Annotated in this window: 17 protein-coding genes; 10 read left to right on the top strand and 7 right to left on the bottom strand. The window is 46.1% G+C overall.

The genetic code is table 11. The features are described from left to right. Positions 1-79: 79 nt before the first annotated feature. Entirely contained in the window at positions 80-208 is a 129-nt protein-coding gene (locus CN378_RS13070; protein ID WP_079530789.1) for a YflJ family protein, read from the bottom strand. Positions 209-585: 377 nt separating this feature from the next. Between CN378_RS13070 and CN378_RS13075 the strand changes: the two genes are divergently transcribed. After that, on the top strand, positions 586-1,779 hold the full coding sequence (locus CN378_RS13075) for a hypothetical protein (RefSeq protein WP_098352583.1): 1,194 nt from the start codon (positions 586-588) through the stop codon (positions 1,777-1,779). A gap of 33 nt (positions 1,780-1,812) precedes the next feature. Continuing rightward, on the top strand, positions 1,813-3,135 hold the full coding sequence (locus CN378_RS13080; RefSeq protein WP_098352585.1) for a hypothetical protein: 1,323 nt from the start codon (positions 1,813-1,815) through the stop codon (positions 3,133-3,135). A 43-nt stretch (positions 3,136-3,178) separates the two neighbouring features. Here the strand turns inward: CN378_RS13080 and CN378_RS13085 are convergent, their stop codons facing one another. Both CN378_RS13085 and CN378_RS13095 read right to left on the bottom strand, forming a co-directional pair. After that, complete coding sequence (locus tag CN378_RS13085; protein WP_098352586.1) at positions 3,179-4,468, bottom strand: MDR family MFS transporter; 1,290 nt, start codon at positions 4,466-4,468, stop codon at positions 3,179-3,181. Between the two features lie 541 nt (positions 4,469-5,009). Continuing rightward, positions 5,010-6,242, bottom strand: coding sequence for an aminopeptidase (locus CN378_RS13095; protein ID WP_098352590.1), 1,233 nt, complete (start codon positions 6,240-6,242; stop codon positions 5,010-5,012). A 236-nt stretch (positions 6,243-6,478) separates the two neighbouring features. On the opposite strand from CN378_RS13095, the gene CN378_RS13100 reads away from it, so the two are divergent. Next, a complete protein-coding gene (locus CN378_RS13100) occupies positions 6,479-6,871 on the top strand; it encodes a hypothetical protein (RefSeq protein ID WP_483295083.1) in 393 nt (130 codons plus the stop codon). Positions 6,872-7,025: 154 nt separating this feature from the next. Here the strand turns inward: CN378_RS13100 and CN378_RS13105 are convergent, their stop codons facing one another. Beyond that, positions 7,026-7,484, bottom strand: coding sequence for an RrF2 family transcriptional regulator (locus CN378_RS13105; RefSeq protein WP_098352593.1), 459 nt, complete (start codon positions 7,482-7,484; stop codon positions 7,026-7,028). Between the two features lie 161 nt (positions 7,485-7,645). Here CN378_RS13105 and hmpA point away from each other — a divergent pair, with 161 nt between their 5' ends. Beyond that, the gene (gene hmpA / locus CN378_RS13110; RefSeq protein WP_098352595.1) at positions 7,646-8,851 is read left to right on the top strand and encodes an NO-inducible flavohemoprotein; all 1,206 of its coding nucleotides are present in this window, start codon (positions 7,646-7,648) and stop codon (positions 8,849-8,851) included. Positions 8,852-8,923: 72 nt separating this feature from the next. On the opposite strand, the gene CN378_RS22650 is transcribed toward hmpA, so the two are convergent. Beyond that, entirely contained in the window at positions 8,924-9,091 is a 168-nt protein-coding gene (locus tag CN378_RS22650) for a hypothetical protein (protein WP_179884913.1), read from the bottom strand. A 177-nt stretch (positions 9,092-9,268) separates the two neighbouring features. Between CN378_RS22650 and CN378_RS13115 the strand changes: the two genes are divergently transcribed. Next, on the top strand, positions 9,269-9,646 hold the full coding sequence (locus CN378_RS13115; RefSeq protein WP_098352596.1) for a DnaJ family domain-containing protein: 378 nt from the start codon (positions 9,269-9,271) through the stop codon (positions 9,644-9,646). Between the two features lie 40 nt (positions 9,647-9,686). Here CN378_RS13115 and CN378_RS13120 read toward each other — a convergent pair whose 3' ends face one another. Beyond that, positions 9,687-9,872 carry a histidine kinase gene (locus CN378_RS13120; RefSeq protein ID WP_098352598.1) on the bottom strand — a complete coding sequence of 62 codons (186 nt, stop codon included), beginning with the start codon at positions 9,870-9,872 and terminating at the stop codon, positions 9,687-9,689. A gap of 44 nt (positions 9,873-9,916) precedes the next feature. Beyond that, complete coding sequence (locus CN378_RS13125) at positions 9,917-11,398, bottom strand: methyl-accepting chemotaxis protein (RefSeq protein ID WP_098352599.1); 1,482 nt, start codon at positions 11,396-11,398, stop codon at positions 9,917-9,919. Positions 11,399-11,577: 179 nt separating this feature from the next. Between CN378_RS13125 and motA the strand changes: the two genes are divergently transcribed. The 5 genes from motA to CN378_RS13150 all read left to right on the top strand — a co-directional run bounded on the left by motA (position 11,578) and on the right by CN378_RS13150 (position 17,078). Beyond that, positions 11,578-12,369, top strand: a complete 792-nt coding sequence (motA, locus tag CN378_RS13130) for a flagellar motor stator protein MotA (protein ID WP_098352600.1) — start codon at positions 11,578-11,580, stop codon at positions 12,367-12,369. Beyond that, positions 12,356-13,147, top strand: a complete 792-nt coding sequence (motB, locus tag CN378_RS13135; protein ID WP_098352601.1) for a flagellar motor protein MotB — start codon at positions 12,356-12,358, stop codon at positions 13,145-13,147. Before motA ends, motB begins: the two co-directional genes overlap by 14 nt. Before the next feature lie 365 nt (positions 13,148-13,512). Then, entirely contained in the window at positions 13,513-14,904 is a 1,392-nt protein-coding gene (locus tag CN378_RS13140; protein ID WP_098352603.1) for an alanine/glycine:cation symporter family protein, read from the top strand. 131 nt (positions 14,905-15,035) lie between these two features. Then, positions 15,036-16,130 (top strand): carbohydrate kinase, encoded by a 1,095-nt coding sequence (locus CN378_RS13145; RefSeq protein WP_098352605.1) that lies wholly within the window; start codon positions 15,036-15,038, stop codon positions 16,128-16,130. Between the two features lie 12 nt (positions 16,131-16,142). Further along, complete coding sequence (locus CN378_RS13150; RefSeq protein ID WP_257141136.1) at positions 16,143-17,078, top strand: pseudouridine-5'-phosphate glycosidase; 936 nt, start codon at positions 16,143-16,145, stop codon at positions 17,076-17,078. Positions 17,079-17,115 lie beyond the last annotated feature (37 nt).

A 17,115-nucleotide genomic window follows, 5' to 3' on the forward strand; every position in this document is an offset into this window, starting at 1 on the left:
AATTCTTTTCACAGAAAAAGGGACGGACCTTCATTCCTATGACCTGGTCATAGGAATCGAGGTCCGTCCCTCTTATTTTTTATTTTGTACGTTCTAATAGGTTTGCCAGAACGTGTTTTTTGTATGATTCTACTTTGCGTTCTTCGTAGCGGCGCACTCCCGCTTTTTTTAGTTCTTCTACGTACCAGCCTTTGCTTCCGATATGCATTGAAATCAACATCCTTTCTTTGCGTAGTATTGATTGGAATCTCCGACTAACTCTTAAAGAGCTACGTTAAGATTGCTTACGGTTGTACATTGTAACATCTCACTTTTTATGGGAAAAGGGGGTAAACGGAATTTTTCGGATTCATCCTTTTCTGAAAATTTTTTGGGGGAAAAATAAATTTTTTTATGAAAAAAGTGATCCAAATATGAACCACCTCCGTTACCTTGTTGAAAAAGGGAGGCTTGGCGGATCTCGGTCCGGATATAACACGTGGAGAATCAGGTACAATCAACAACATTTGTACCTGGTACAAGCGGCGACCAGAAACCCCCAAACCTGCATTCCTTATATGAATCGGAAGGAGGTGACAAGACGCAGTGCAAAAACGCCTAATTCAGGCTTTGCTTTTTCTTGGAGTCATCAGTATTCCAACCTTTGCTTCAGCAGAGGGAGGACTTCTCTCCAATGTGACGGATGGAGTCAACGCTGTCACGGACAGTGCGACAGCAACCGTGAATGAAGCCGTGTCCGCTCCTGACGAGGAGAAGGACAAACCTTCTGAGGATGGTCAGCAGTCGAGAGGAAATATCCTTTCCAATACAGTTGATTCGGTGACGGAAACGGTCGATGAGACGACAGAATCGGTTACCGAAACGGTGGATTCAGCGACGAAGACCGTGGGTGATACGGTTAACAAAACGGTTGAACACACGACTAAACCAGTTACAGATATCGCAGGGGACTCAGCGGCTCCTGTAACGGAAACGGTGAACAACACTACCAAGGCCGTTACCAAAACCGTTGAACAAACAACGAAATCTGTAACCGGAACAGTGGATTCAACCACGAAAACGGTCACCAACACGGTAGACAAAACAACGAAACCGGTGACAGAATCATTGTCAGACGATAAACCTCTATTGGAGGTGGACCTGTCGGATGATCCCGAAGTGAAAGTGAATACAGGCGTCGTCGATGTCGAAGTATCCAAAGATCCAGAGGTGAAAGTGGATACCGGTACAGTCGAAGCAGACGTTTCAAAAGAACCCTCTGTCAAAGTGGACACGGGAGTCGTTGAAACGCCCGATGAGCCTATAATCGACACAGAGGATCAGGATAATGATGTCCCAGTGGAGACGGAAGATGTTCGAAAGGAACCAGTCAAAAAGGACGTTCCGGTCGAGTCTGATAGGAGCTCCATTAAGATGAGCAAAGCGAAAAGTTTAAGTGAAACCATACTTACAAAACCGGGAAAAGTGGAGGAAAAGGAATCCGTTCAGAACGCAGAACCTGTAAATCAGAAACAACAGCCTTTTCCAACCCGCAAAAAGGTGGAACCGGTCCTGACGACGAATACGATGAATTCAACAAATCAGTCATCCAGTACAAGCGGGATGAGCGGTCAGGTAACAGGAGCTTCTTCTTTATGGGTTGTGTCGGAGAAGCAAGCAACGGCCGTCCATTTCCAAAAGGTCAATATGTACGAAAAAAACAATCTTTACTATGATCAGTGGTTAAACGCACCACCGTCCCAACCACCTCAAACTTCTCTTCTTTTCAAAAGTATATAAACTTAAAAACTTTTAAAAGGAGAGAAAAATAAAATGAGAAAAAATGTATTTAGAACATTGGTTATGACAGGTGGATTAGCAGCAAGTCTTGCAATCGGAGGTCACACAAGCTTAGCAGCAGGGAATGATTCACTGCTGAACAGTAATGATGGAATACTGGAAAACGTCAACATCCTTGATTCAGAAGATGGTCTGTTGAATGGACTTAACATCGGCGGATCAAATGATGAATCGAATGCGGATGCCAGTGCTGATGCAAATGTCATCAATGAAACGGCTGTAGATGAAGAAAATGATTCTGTTTCAACTAACACTGGTACAGAAGCAACTTCAGATGTAAACGCAGCGGTTGAAGGAGAAGAAGAATCAGCGGAAGTGAATGCAGACACAGACGCATCTGTCATGAATGAAACGACAGTAGAGGAAGATTCAGCAACTTCAACAACAGAAGCGGGGACATCCCAGGATGTAAACGCAGCGGTTGAAGGAGAAGACGGATCAGCAGAAGTGAACGCTGATACGGAAGCAGGAGTCATGAATGAAACTACGTACAGCGAAGAAGATGATTCCTTCACTTCAACAACAGAAGCGGGAGCGTCACAAGATGTGAATGCTGCTCTTGAAGGAGAAGACGGATCGGCAGCCGTAGAAACTATGACTGACGCTGGAATCATGAATGAAACCATGTACAATGAAGAAGATGATTCGTATACTTCTACCACTTCCGGGAACCTTGCTTCGGACCTGAAAGCTTCTGCATCTGATGAAGATAATGAAGTGATGGCCGATGCGATGACGGATTCCAATGTGTGGGTTATGACAGAGGGCAGTGAAGAAAACGATTCTTCTAAAACGTCCATCGGTACTGAATCTGCAAATGGTCTAGTACTTGGAACAGAAGACAAAGAAGATGGTGATTCTTCACAAGTAGAAGCGATGAACGATACTTCTTTCATGACAACAGTTGAAAACAGTGACGACTATTCCAAGTTCGAAGCAAATGCAGCGAATAACCTCATGCTTGGTGCTATGACGAACGATGAAGACAATGAATCTGCAGCTACTGTCATGAGCGCAGTGGAAGCGGGACTATGGGCTGAATCCATGGATTCTGAAGAAGAGTATACGAGTGCCGGGTTGAATGCAGGTACGGATACAGCTCTTGGATTCTTATCTTCTAGTGAGGACAATGAATCTTCTCTTCTATCAAAACTTGGTGTAAATGCTGATGCCAGCTACACTCAATGGGAAAATGAAGAGTCTTCAGATTCAGAGTTCAACCTTGGTCTTTCAACAGATCTTGGTCTAAATACAATGTTTCAGTCTGATGATGAAGGAATTGATCTAGGACTGTAATAAAAAACGAAAGGAATGATCCATCTCGGATCATTCCTTTTTATTAATGAACAGCCTTCTTCAGTTCCATTTCTTCTTTTTCAAAGCGCTCGAACATGATGAAGAAGAGTCCGGCACTGATAAGAGCAAGTATGGAAAGAATGATGAACGTCCAATCATACCCCACATATAGAGACAGGGTGATGGATAGAGGTGCAATCGTCCTGGCAATCGTGAAGCGCAGGCTGGCTGCGGCAAAATATTGTCCGCGCATATGATCCGGTGCAAGCTTGGATACGAAGCTTTGCTGGATACCGGCCGTCATCAGTTCCGCGAACGTGAACACCGCCATGCTGATCACAAACATCCATACGGAACTCGTTTGACCAAACATGAAGATCGAAACCGCATAGATGACAGAAGACAGAATGAACACATTTCGTTCACGGAATTTCGTGATCCATCTCGTAATGACCACTGTAAGAAGGGCCACCAGGAATCCATTTTCCGACAGGATCAGTCCGAATACCTGCTCACTCACAAGGGTCAATGACCAGTCCCCGAAGCTGAACAGAGTGGCTTTATCCATGACATCTTTAATATATACGGGAATCAGGAGGTCCAATTGCATGAACGTTTGACCTACCAGGACTCCGGCTAAAATAAACAATAAGAACGTTTTATCGTTGAAAATGACGCTGTAGTCTTTGAATTGATCCGACAACACACTGTGCCAGGCTTTCTTTTTTCCCTCTGTGACAAGAAGCTTGTTCTTATCTGCCGGTGCCGTTTCCCTCGTCATTTTATATAGAAGCAGAGCTAAAAGCATACAAATAAGAGCAGCTGCGAGCAATAATTGAAAACGGTAGTGGACGTAGAAAATGCCTCCTAATATAGGCCCGACCACGACGGCGATATTAATGGATGTATAGAAGACGGCAAACACATGACTCCGGTCTTTCTCATCCACGACGTCTGCGACCATGGCCTGACTTGCCGGCCAATAAAACGAGCCGAACACCCCGACCAAGCTAAAACAGATGAAGCCGATCATGGCAGAATCGAGCCAAGGTGAACTGGCCAGTCCAAAGATCAAAAAAGCAAAGCCTTGTCCAAAGGCCGAGATGACCATCATCCTCTTGCGGCCGAAACGGTCCGCGCAGTAGCCTCCCATCAGATTCGCGAGTACGGCGAATACTTGTGAAAGAACCAATAATAATCCCGCTGTCTGTTTTCCGAACGACTCTGTGAAATAGATCGTCAAAAACGGAAAGAACATCCAGAAGGTAATGTTAATCGCTGCTTCCCCAAACAGCCGGACCTTTAAATTGCGGTCCCAATCCCGAATTCTCATCTAAATCCCTCCCCTTATGAAACTCTAGATGAACTAGATTATCATAGCCCGACAGGACGAAATAAACAAGACTGATTTACTGGTATTTACAAACTATTTACTCATTCGGTATGAAGGCTTGAGATACCAAATTCCCTATTTTGAATAGAGGGGTGGTTGATAGTGAAAATCTCCTTACGGGAGTGTGGATCCAGGTCATCGGCGGTGGAAATGGTGCAAAAGAGACTATGTGTATTGGTTTTTGGCAGATCGATAGGGAGAATGGAGGGATCGGTGCTGGATTGGTCATGGTCTGGAGAGGGGATTGCGTCATTTTCGCGGGTTATTGCGTCAAAATAAAATTTATTGCGTCGTTTTTTTAATATTTGCGTCATTTTACAAAGGGATTGCGTCAAAATTTGGTTAATTGCGTCTTTTTACAAATATAACCATTAGACTGAGCGCTCAGTCAACCTGACTAAAAACAAACCCCCCCATCAAAAAACAAAACCCCAAAAGGCAGCCCAAGCCGCCTCCCGGGGATTCACACTACATACTAAAATTAAAACGCCCAACCACCATCGCGGAATACTGCTTCAGTCGAGCCGTCTTCTTTCACTCCATCAATGTTCATTTTGTCAGAACCAATCATGAAGTCAACGTGCGTGATGCTGTTGTTCAGGCCGTTTTTCTCAAGCTCTTCTTCACTCATTTTCTTTCCGCCTTCGATACAGAATGCATAAGCGTTCCCGATCGCAAGGTGGTTTGATGCGTTCTCATCGAATAATGTGTTGTAGAATAATACATTCGATTGAGAGATCGGGGATTGATGTGGAACAAGGGCGATTTCACCAAGGTAGTGAGATCCTTCATCGGTATCCACAAGGCGCTTCAGGATTTCTTCGCCTTCTTCAGCCTTTACGTCCACGATGCGACCGTTTTCGAATGTGATCGTGAAGTTGTCGATCACGTTACCGCCGTAGCTGAGCGGCTTCGTGCTTGATACCGTACCGTTTACACCGGTCTTAAGTGGAACCGTGAATACCTCTTCCGTCGGCATGTTCGCCATGAATGTCGTTCCTTCTTCGTTCACACTTCCGGCTCCAACCCACAGATGGCCTTTCGGAAGCTCGATGGTCAGGTCCGTCCCTGGTGCTGTGTAATGAAGCTTCTGGTAGTTCTTTTCGTTCAGGTATTCGACTTTTTCGTGAAGGTTTGCGTCATGATCCTTCCATGCCTGTACAGGGTCAGCCTGGTCGGCACGGACCGCTTTGAAGATGGCATCCCATAACAGATCCACTTGCTCTTCTTCAGATGCATCCGGGAATACTTTTGCAGCCCAGTCTTTTGAAGGAGCGGCCAGTACACACCAGCTGACTTTGTCCGATTGGATGAACTGACGGTATTTGGACATCGCTTTACCGGCAACCTTCTGGAAGTTCGAGATGCGATCCGGATTGACGCCTTTTAACAGGTCCGGGCTTGAAGAGACGATGCTCATGAAAGCAGCTCCGCCTTCAGCAAGCGTTTCAACTTCACGTGCCTTCCACTCAGGGAACTCCTGGAATGCTTCATCCGGGGCAAGATCGTATTTCGTACGGTTGACGGTGTCATCGCTCCAGTTTACATATACGTGCTTCGCTCCTACTTCATAGGCTTTCTTTACTACTAAGCGGACGAATTCTGCAGAGTCGATGGACGTGTTGATGACAAGGGTCTGACCCTTTTGAACATTCACTCCGACTTCGACTGCAAGATTAGCGTATTTCTCTAAATTTTGTTGGAAATTAGTCATATGTATTCTCCTTTTTTCAGAATGTTCTATTACATTCTTATTGTATCAGTGCGGACACCGTTTGCAAGTGTTTACACCTATCTTTGTATCGTATGCAATAGAAAGGGAAAGTATTTGTGCATGGCCTTTACGAATATGAACGTTCTATGGCATCGGGGCAAGAAGCATAGCGTATATTTGGACAACTGTACTATAATGATGGAAGTATGATTTTGATGAAAAGGGGGAGGAATCCAGTGCCTTGGAATGTCCTTTTATTACGAATGTCCGCCATTTATGGGTTTATCGGAGCGTTTCTCGGGTCTCATATGGCAGGAGCAGGATCGTATGCATTCAAGCCCATCCACGCCCATATACTGGTGGTCGGCTGGTTGAGCTTATTTGCCTATTCTTCTTATTATCGTTCTTATCAGGTGCCGAAATCTTCTAAACTGGCATTTGCCCATGTGTGGACAACGATCATCGGTTCGATCGGATTGACCGTGGGGATGTGGATGTATAATTTGAATCCATTCAATCTGCCTTCAGGCTTTACGACCGTATTCTACATAGTCGGGGGAAGCACGCTGTTACTGAGCTTTTTCCTGTTTGTGCTGATGACATTTACGTACAGTGAAAGTAAAAAGTAAAGCGCGTTCCCGGTTGATATTCAGCCGTTTGGATCGTAGTGGTCAGCTGCTGATTATGGAGGATTATTCAGCAGCTGAATAATGGTTTATTTTCAGCAGCTGAACTCAAAGCCCACAAAAAAACTTCTCACCGGCATCCGGTGAGAAGTTTTTTTCAGGTTGACGTTTCATCCCGCTCCTGCTCCTGAAAGAGGAACCGGTAGTCCATTGGATTCTGGATGAGGTCGGACAGGGTGTAATCATCGAGGACAGAGAGATAGGCGTTCAATGCTTTACCAAGGACATGCTTCAAACCGCATACCGGTGTGATGATGCATGAGTTGTTTTCGGCATCGAAGCATTCGACAAGATGAAAATCCTCTTCGGTCGCACGGACAAGTTTTCCTATATTTATGTCTTCAGGGGACTTGGCAAGTTTGATTCCGCCGTTTCTGCCACGGATCGTTTCGATCATCCCCATTTTTCCGAGTTCATATGTCACTTTCATCAGGTGATTCTTTGAGATGCTGTAGGCATCTGCGATTTCTTTTATATTAGAGAGCTCGTCCTTCGGTTTTGAAGCGAGGAAAATCAGGACCCTCAGTGAGTAGTCAGTATATAATGTTAGTCTCATGTATCTCACCTTTCCGTTCCGTTATATCCATTATACAGAAGGAAGTAAGCCTGTGTCTAAATGTGGCTGTTTTGTTAAAGATGTATTTATGATATTTCTTTAATGGAAAAGTAGGAGTAGTCTAAAGATGTATTCAAAATATATCTTTAGAGGTGACCGATATGCTATCTCAAAAAACCATCGAAATCGTGAAATCCACTGCTCCTGTCTTAGAGGTCAAAGGAACGGAAATAACGTCTGTTTTTTATAAAAACCTATTCACAAACCATCCGGAACTACTGAATATTTTCAATCATGCCAATCAGAAAAAGGGAAGGCAGCAAACCGCATTGGCCAATACGGTGTATGCCGCTGCACAGAACATTGATAAGCTCGAGAGTATTATTCCTGTAGTGAAGCAGATTGCCCACAAGCATCGAAGTTTGGGAGTGAAGCCTGAGCATTATCCGATCGTAGGGGAGCATTTGCTTCAAGCGATCAAACAGGTGCTGGGTGAGGCAGCGACAGATGAGATCATTGAAGCATGGGGAGAAGCATATGGTGTCATCGCCGGAGTGTTCATCGATGTGGAAGAAGAGATGTATCAAGAAACGGAGAACAAAGAAGCTGGATACAGAGACTTCAAACCGTTCATTATCGCAAAAAAGGTAGTGGAAAGCGAAGTCATCACTTCTTTCTATCTTCAACCAAAAGAAGGGGGCCATGTCCCGACTTACATGCCGGGTCAATATATTTCTGTGCGGGTGACGATCCCTGGTGAAGAGTTCACTCACATTCGTCAATACAGTCTATCAAGCGCGCCAATGGAGAATCTTTTCAGAATTTCTGTGAAAAGAGAGGCAGAAGGTAATCCGGAAGGCAAGGTGTCCAATTTCCTTCATGATCAAGTATTCCCAGGAAGTGAGATTGAAGTCAGTGCACCGGCAGGAGATTTCTATTTAGAGGATGGCGATTCACCAGTTGCGTTTATAAGCGGGGGAGTAGGGATCACGCCTATGATGAGCATGCTCGAACAGGTGGCGAGAACCACACCGGAGCGTAAAACGGCGTTTATCCATGCGAGCAGACATGAAGGCGTCCATGCCTTTAAAGGTGAGGTCGACAAGCTCATGACGGAACTCGAAAACGGGGAAGCCTGCTATATCTATGAAAATCCGCGGGAGGAATCTCTATCCCTTAAAGGATACGTAAACAAAGAAATCCTGAAGCAGTTTGTGGACGCGGGTACAGAATGCTATGTGTGCGGTCCGGCTCCGTTTATGAAAGCGGTCATCGGGACCTTGAAGGAGATGGGTGTATCCACGGTCCGATTTGAATTCTTCGGTCCTGCGATGGATTTAAGCAAGCAGGAAAGCGTGACGGTTTAACGATTTGAAAATTAATGCATGTCGACGGTGGAAACAGAAAAACGCGCAGGGTATCCCTGGCGTTTTTCGTCTTTAGTAGCGGTGTTCATCATTATCTTCACGATTTTTAAACGCTTCTTGTGTCACAATCAGTTCTTCATCGCCCGCTGCGTCTTCAGAGTGTTTAGGGGATGTACTGTTTTGAGGGAAGTTTCCTGGATGTCCCTTTTTCTTTGATTCAAATGATTTTCCACGTGCCATGTCAGCCACTCCTTTTCATTCGTGATACAGATAGTTTTTCCAGCCCAACCTGAAAATATGTGAAGATGAATTGTCAGAAAATAGACGCATCTGATCTGTTCAGGACTTTGTCGGATTGGATATACTGGTCATAACAGGCCCGCTGCTTTTAGGAAGGCCACTTGAGGAGGGGTAAAGTTGGATTTTTCAATGATTGTGTCAGAACATCGAATCAAGAAGGCATATGAGGACGGGGAGTTCAAGAAGCTGCCTGGCTACGGGAAACCGCTTAATCTGGACGATGATCTTGGTGTCCCCCAAGAATTGAAGATGGCCCACCGGATGATGAAGAATGCAGGGTACACCATGGATGAAATGAATGTCAAAAAAGAAATGATGCGGATTGAGGACTTGATCAGGGTATGTGATGATGATCTGGAAAAGAAGGAACTCGAGCAGAACCTGAATGAGAAAATGCTGAAGTATAACAGTATGCTTTCGAAGAAGCGGATCAATACGAATAGTTTGTTATTCAAAAATTATGAGCATAAACTGGAAGGCAAGCTGCTGAAATAAGAAAACACCACTTTCTGCGATGAAAGTGGTGTTTTTCTTATTATTTCGGCTCCTGGTCCTCTTTAAATAAGAAGAAGGAAATCACTCCGGATAGGAGCGTGCCCCCGATGATGAGCATGATCTTAGAACCAAGCTCGATCTCGGAATAGTATTTGCCGAGCATCCAATAACAGGCAACGGCTACGAGTATCATGATGGGAATGATCATGGTGAATCGTTTTTTCAATAGTGCCACATCCTTTAAAGCTGCTGCACTTAGTTTACCACAGATTACGCGTTGACACTGTGCTGAATTCGCTCTGCACTTGTGGCAGTATCTTGAACATATTGTGCGATCGTACGGTTGTCACCATGAAGGGTTTCGATGGTGGCACTGATTTCTTCAAGTCCCGCAGATGTCTGTTGGATGACAGCCGCCAATTCCTTGGTTGACAGCTCGGCTTCCTCGGTCTGACCCCTGACATCAGAAGCGGTGGAGGTAAGGCGTTGGAATTCGTTTGAGAGGACGTCAAGCTTCTCACGAAGTGTCGTGAAATAAGATGTCACTTCTCCTGTTGCCCCTACGTTTTCATTTAGTTTCTCAGAGCTTAGATTCATGATGTCAACGGCTGAAGAGTTCACGGCGTTAACGGAAGCCAGGTTGTCGTTGATGCGTGTCGCCGTGTTCCGCGTAATTTCCGCCAATTTCCGGATTTCATCGGCCACTATACTGAATCCACGACCTGCTTCCCCTGCCCTTGCAGCCTCGATGGACGCATTTAGAGCCAGTAGATTCGTTTGGTCCGTAATATCCTGGATGCTTCCGATAAAGGTATTGGTTTCTTCAATTTTACTTGTGAGCTCTTTAAAGGTTTGATGAAGGCCTTCGATGATATTTTTCAGCTCGATCATATTCTCCTGAAGATCCATGACGCGTTCGCTTCCTGTAACGGCAATGGCATTCGCATCGCTGGAGTGGGAGGTAAGATCGTCCGAAAGCCTTGCTACTTCTTCCATTTTACTCATCGTCGTTTCGGTCACGAGAGCGATGTTGTTGATCTGATCACTTTGAGTGACACTTCCCGCAGAAATTTCATTCACAGCCGTTTTCATCTCATCATGTGAGACGAGGTGGGTTTGAACCTGTTCGTTGATTTGGCTGATGCTCGATGAGATGGTCGCTAATTCCTTTTGCAAAAAGTTTCGTTGTTCTTCTTTTTTCCTGCCTTCGCTTTCAGTCATGTGGATGAATTCCTGAAGTTGTTTGAATTGCGAGCGGTTTAAATGGATCACGACGCCAAGTACTACGCCGATCAAGACGTAAACCAGAAGGGCAGGTACATATAACTCGGCATAGATGACATCGCCTTCAGGTGCCAGCACCCCGTTCAGAATAATCAATACCAGACCGGATAGATAACCGACTCCAAAGATCACCGGATTGAAATGAATGGCGCTGACCACTGCTAAAAAGAGGAGTGTAACTAAATCGGTAGGATTGGCCCCTTCTAAAAACTGCCAGACTCCCATCAGGGCATATACTGTCGGAATGCTGAAATAAACATAGGAATGCGGTTTCTTTAAAATCATTTGCAGCACAACGAAATATCCTGCAAGAAAAGTAATTTGCAGGGAAAAGATGGTTACAGTGATCGTACCCGACTCATTGATGATCGAATACGAGAGGGCGGCTGCAAGGCTGATTCCGTACGTGATCAAGAGCAGAAGATTCTTTCTTTTACTATCGACTTCTTTCAATTGCTTAGGGGTCATGACATTTCTCTCCTTTTTAATAAAACACCCATATATTCCATATATCGACAAAAACAGATGGCGCTTTCATAACGTTTTACGGTAATTTCAAGAAAATTTTGAACGGAACTTCCACTCAAGAATCAGCGTTTCCATCCGATATTAGTAATAGACTACGATGAGTAAGGTGGAGCGATCAGATGGATAAGACGTCTTTGATAGGAGTCATTTTAGGATTGATAGCGGTTGGGGTGGGGATGGTATTTAAAGGGGTAAGCCCGGTTGCCTTATTGAACCCTGCAGCCATTTTGATTATTTTACTGGGGACGGTGGCCGCTGTGACCATTGCCTTCCCGACACACGAAATCAAAAAAGTACCGAAGCTCTTCGGCATACTGTTTAAAGAACAAAAACTGCAGGACCCGAAGGAAACGATTCAGTTCTTCTCACAAGTCGCGGATCTTGCCCGGAAAGAAGGACTGCTTGCACTCGAAGCCAAAACACAGGAAGTGGAAGATCCATTCCTGAGGGACGGACTTTCACTGGCGGTGGATGGTCAGAGTGCCGATTACATAAGGGATGTCCTCCATGAGGAGATCGATGCCATGGAAGAGCGTCACAGTGCAGGTGCTCTCATCTTTACCCAGGCGGGGACGTATGCGCCTACACTCGGTGTGCTCGGAGCCGTCATCGGATTGATTGCAGCCCTTAGTCACATGGATAATACCGATGAGCTTGGTTACGCGATTTCAGCTGCGTTCGTTGCGACATTGCTTGGTATCTTTACGGGATACGTGCTGTGGCACCCTTTTGCCAACAAGCTGAAACGGAAATCCAAACGTGAAGTTCAAATGAAAATGATGATGGTGGAAGGCATCCTTTCCATCATTGAGGGAGAATCTCCCCGGGTCATTGAACAGAAGCTGGCATCCTATTTACCGGCAAGCGAACGGATCTTGTTATTAAAGGGGGATGAGGATGAGGCGGCGTAAGAAGAAACATGATGACGAGCATATGGATGAATCCTGGCTGATTCCTTATGCCGACTTACTCACCCTGTTACTGGCACTGTTTATTGTCCTTTACGCATCGAGCTCGGTGGATGCCCAAAAATTCAAGGAGCTTTCACAGGTGTTCAGTGAAATCTTCACCGGCGGCACAGGGATGATGGAGTATCCAAGCCCTGTTGCACCCCAGCAGTCTAGTGACCAGGAAGAGAAGCAGGCGGCTTCATCCGGGAATGAAGAGGAAAAAGAGAAGGATATAAGTAAGGAAGAGCTGGATAAACAGGCGTTTCTGAAGGATCAGGAAGAGCTGAAGGAAATCCAGGAAAAAATCAACGAATATATCAAGACGAATAATCTGGAAGTGCAATTCGTCACAAAGCTGACGGATGAAGGCCTGCTCCTGACGATTCGTGACAATGTATTATTCGACTCGGGATCTGCGACGGTCCAGGGGAGTGATCTGGGCGTAGCCGGGGAATTATCAGAACTCCTTGTCATGAACCCGCCCCGGAACATCATCATCAGCGGCCACACAGACAATGTGCCCATCAGAAATGCGGAATTCGACTCGAATTGGGAGCTCAGCGTCATGAGGGCGGTCAATTTCATGAAGATCATTCTAGACAACCCCGCCCTTGATCCTCAATGGTTCAGTGCGAAAGGCTTCGGGGAATTCGAGCCGATCGCCGACAACGGGACGGCAGAAGGACGGGGTCAGAACCGTCGGGTGGAAGTGTTGATACTGCCAAGGGTGACAGAATAGAAAAAGAAACTGCAGCTGGTTGTCGGCTGCAGTTTTTTGTGTGTAGTTAATAGCATATTTCCGGGGAAATGGTTGGATGCTGTCGTTGGAAAGGGGGAATTGTCGGATGACAGGCAAAGCATGAATGCAAAAAAGACCTTCATGACAATAGACCCCATTTGGCAGGAATTCACCTAAATATGTTTTAGCTTTCCTAATTTAGGGAAAAGTTTGGAAAAGCATATAGAAGTAGTGGCTAATCTTCCTGGATTCGGGGTCTTCACAAAGGAAATCGATCATTTTTTACATACTTAGGCATCTTCAACTATTCACCCCGGTCAGTATTCCAAATGTTAGCCATTGCCTCTATCAAAGGAGGAGCACGATTGGATACGTTTTTTGACATCGTAGGTAAGGTATCGGCATGGTTATGGGGTCCACCATTGATCATCGTACTGGGTGCAACTGGTTTGTACTTAACATTTTTATTGAAGTTCATACAATTTCGCTATCCTCTCTACATATTTAAGCAAACGATAGGAAGCGTCTTTAAGAAGCCAAAAGGTGAGGGGACGGTGACGCCGTTACAGGCGTTGACGTCTGCCCTTTCATCCACGATCGGGGCAGCGAACATCGTCGGTGTCCCGGCAGCCATCATGTTCGGGGGACCCGGTGCGGTCTTCTGGATGTGGGTGATTGCTTTAATCGGAATGGCACTTAAGTTTTCGGAGAGTGTGCTCGCTGTCCGTTATCGTGAGAAGAATGAAAAGGGAGAATATGTGGGCGGACCCATGTACTATATGACGAAAGGATTGAACATGAGGTGGCTTGGCGTCTGGTTCGCCTTTGCCCTCATGATCGAGCTGATCCCAAGTGTGATGGTGCAGGGGAATGCAGTGGCGTCGACGGTAGAGGAAACATTTAAAGTGGACGGTCTGATCACAGGCATTGTCGTTGCACTCATCGTCGTATTGATCGTATTTGGCGGGATAAAGCGTATTGGGAAAGTAACGGAGGTCTTTGTTCCGTTCATGGCCCTGATTTATGTAGGGAGTGCATTGGTCATTCTCTTTATGAACGTTGACGCAGTGCCCGAATTCTTCAGTCTCATTCTGTCGAACGCATTTCAACCCATGTCGGCAATGGGCGGTTTTGCCGGTGTAGCAGTGGCGGAGACGATCCGTTGGGGATTTGCCCGTGGTTTATACTCCAATGAGGCAGGACTTGGAACGGCACCCATCGCCCATGCAGCGGCGCAAACCGATCATCCCGTCAGACAGGGGCTTTGGGCGATTGTTGGGATCGTAATCGATACGATCATTGTATGTACGGCGACGGCTTTTGTCGTATTATCATCCGGGGTTTGGACAGCAGAGAATGCACTGGATGACCCATCAGCGCTTACCACGGAAGCATTCACGAATTATTTCGGTGAATTCGGAGGAATCCTTGTCACGATTTCATTGATTTTCTTCGTATTATCGACAATTATCGTCATTGTCTTTTATGGAGCAAAACAGGCTGAATTCCTGTTCGGCTGGAAAACGGCACAGGGAATCAAAGTGGTGTATACCCTTGCCATCATCCTTGGTTCCGTCGGAGCGGCAAAGGTCATCTGGCAGTTCCTCGATTTGGCCCTTGCAGCCATCCTGATTCCGAATATCATTGCGGTCCTTCTGTTAAGTAAAGAAGTGAAGAGGCTTACCAACGAGTTCTTTACGTCGGATGAATATTATTTAAAAGATACAGGTAAGGTGAAAGAAAAGAAAATATCTTAGCTTGATAGACTTGTTTTTCCCGAGGGAGAAGCAGGTCTATTTTTTTGTCTGCCAACTTCCAACTTGTGTAAATTTAAACAAAAGTTTAGAATATTAACAAAAGTTACTTTTCTTTATAGGGGTGGGAGAAAGTGAACGCGAAAGAAAAACTTTTATTGTCATTAATTGAAGAGAATCCGTTCATGACGCAGCAGGAGCTTTCAGAGAGAAGTGGGATTTCCCGGTCGGCTGTAGCCGGTTATATTTCAAATCTGGTTAAACAGGGTAAGATTTTAGGCCGTGCCTATGTCGTGCCGAAAGAAAACGGCATCACCTGCATAGGCGGTGCCAATGTGGACCGGAAGATGCGGTTGATGGGCGGACTGATTCCGGAAACCTCCAATCCTGTGAAAACGGAACAGACGAGTGGGGGCGTGGCTAGAAATATCGCCGAGAACCTTGGGCGGCTCGGGAAATCCGCTAAACTGATCACAGTTGTCGGGGAGGATACCGAGGGAAGCTGGCTACTGCAGCAGACGAAAACCTTCGCGGATGTTTCCGGTTCAGAAAGACTTGTAAACGAAAGTACAGGAGCTTACTCCGCCATATTGGACGAACAGGGGGAGATGATGTTCGCCATGGCAGATATGAACATTTATGAAAGCGTTGACATCTCATTTATTGAGAAGCGGTGGGGGTTGATTTCGTCTTCTGAAATGGTGCTTCTGGACACGAATTTTCCAGAAGATGTGCTGATATACATCATGCGAAGATGTCAATCCGAGGGGGTGCCGTTGACGGTCATCCCGGTTTCCGCTCCAAAGGTAAAGAAACTCCCTTCTTCATTAGAGGGCGTTTCATGGTTCATCTGCAACAAAGGGGAAGCCGAGATGTATCTGGATATGAAGATCGAAACGGAGGGCGATTATTTTAAAGCCGCAAAGGACCTTACCTTAAGAGGAGCGGAGCGTGCGGTCATCACCCGTGGAGATCAGGGTCTTGTTTATTACACGACATACAAAGAGGCGACGGCCATCCTGCCTCCAAAGGTAGCCGTACAGGACGTAACGGGAGCAGGGGATGCCCTCGTCGCCGGCATATTATTCGGTTATTTAAAGGGGTCCGATACAGACGGGGCGTGCCGGATCGGTGTGATTTGCTCGTCGATCACGCTTCAGTCTGAACACACGGTGGCACCGACTCTGAACAGAAGCAAGCTGCAACAGGAATTCAGTCTATATTATTAGGGGGAAATGGTGATGAATATCAATACGTATGTGGAATACTCAGAGGAAGTAAAGGAAGCTAAACAGAACGGAAAGGCCCTCGTCGCACTGGAATCCACGATCATTTCCCATGGGATGCCGTATCCTCAAAATGTGAAGACGGCACGTGAAGTGGAGGATATCATTCGCTCGAAGGGAGCGGTACCGGCTACGATTGCCATTCTGAACGGAAAGATCAAAATCGGCTTATCCCATGAAGAGCTTGAATACTTAGGACAGGCGACGGGTGTGATCAAAGCGAGCCGCCGGGATATTCCTTATATCCTTGCATCAAAAAAGGACGGGGCGACGACGGTGGCGGCGACAATGATTTGTGCCGGGCTTGCCGGCATTCCGGTCTTTGTCACGGGTGGAATCGGTGGCGTGCACCGGAACGCGGAAGTGACGATGGATGTTTCGGCAGATCTTGAGGAGCTCTCCTTATCGAATGTGGCGGTCGTATGCGCCGGAGCCAAATCGATATTGGATATCGGCCTGACCCTCGAGTACCTGGAAACAAAGGGAGTCCCCGTCTTAGGTTATAGAACAGACAGCCTGCCGGCATTTTATACAAGGAGCAGTCCTTATGACGTAAATTATAAAGTCGAATCGGCAGAAGAAATAGCGAATCTATTAAAAGCCAAATGGGATCTTGGTCTTAAGGGTGGAGTCGTCGTCGCCAACCCGATCCCTGAAGAGGATGCCATGGACGAATTCGAAATGGACCGCATCATTGAAAGAGCCTTGAAGGAAGCGGAGGAACAAGGGATTAAAGGCAAGGAAGCGACGCCGTTCCTCCTTGGGAAAGTGAAGGAGCTGACGGATGGGAAAAGCCTGACGGCGAATATCGCGCTGGTCAAGCATAATGCCCGTGTCGGGGCCGAAATTGCCGTTCGATACGCTGAAAGTAGCGGGGTCGAAGTATTTTGATCGTGGATGAAAGCAGGTTACCCGGTTTTTTGGGGTG

The organism is Bacillus sp. AFS015802 (genome assembly GCF_002561455.1).
Classification (GTDB): domain Bacteria; phylum Bacillota; class Bacilli; order Bacillales; family Bacillaceae_B; genus Rossellomorea.